This is a genomic window from Nocardia araoensis NBRC 100135, from assembly GCF_000308435.1.
In the GTDB taxonomy this organism is placed as follows: domain Bacteria; phylum Actinomycetota; class Actinomycetes; order Mycobacteriales; family Mycobacteriaceae; genus Nocardia; species Nocardia araoensis.
The window spans coordinates 1-662 of record NZ_BAFR01000246.1 but is presented as its reverse complement, the minus strand read 5'-3'; the positions used below and the strand labels follow the sequence as shown (position 1 = coordinate 662).

2 protein-coding genes are annotated in these 662 nt (G+C 65.6%); both read right to left on the bottom strand.

The window, feature by feature from the left end; all coding sequences use genetic code 11:
- Window positions 1-200, bottom strand: a 200-nt coding sequence (locus tag ON21_RS41075; protein WP_373281159.1) for a transposase, incomplete at its 3' end; no start/stop codon positions are given.
- Complete coding sequence (locus ON21_RS40305) at window positions 197-598, bottom strand: IS5 family transposase (RefSeq protein ID WP_039803560.1); 402 nt, start codon at window positions 596-598, stop codon at window positions 197-199. The genes ON21_RS40305 and ON21_RS41075, both read right to left, overlap by 4 nt.
- Window positions 599-662: the final 64 nt, after the last annotated feature.

The window sequence follows — 662 nt, the reverse complement described above, 5'->3', positions numbered from 1 at the left end:
CGTCGTTGCCGTAGTTCGGAATACACGCTGGGATAGTCGTATCCCTTGTCCGCGATCAGGGTGGTGATCCGGTGGCGGGGCCGGCCCCCGCGCCCGCGCAGAGGGCGGACTCGGTCGAGGAGCGTGGGCAGCATCAGGTGGTCGTTGACGTTGGCCGCGGACAGCGCGACGGCGAGCGGGAATCCGTTAGCGCAGGTCAGGATGTGGTGCTTGGAACCGGTCTTGGCGCGGTCGACCGGGCTCGGACCTGTTGCGGCGCCCCTTTTTTCGCCCGCACGTGCGAGCCGTCGATCATGACGCGGTCGAAGTCGATCAGCCTGGCGGCGTGGGCGCGGGTGAGCACGGCCTGATGGATCTTCTCGAATGCCCCGGCGGCCTGCCAGTCCCGTAACCTGCGCCAGCACGTCATCCCGGACCCGAATCCCAGTTCCTGGGGCAGGTCTTCCCAGCCGATCCCGGTGATCAGCACGAACAAGATCCCCTGCAGCACCAGACGGGAGTCCATCTGCGCCGGTCCCGGCGTCCCTGCCGGTTTCACCGGCAGTAGCGGCTCGATTACCGCCCACAACTCGTCATCCACGATCCAAGGCGCTGCCACAACGAAATATCCTGCATCGCAAAAGAACCCGACGCCACCCGACAGAACCTGTTAGGAGCTCTTA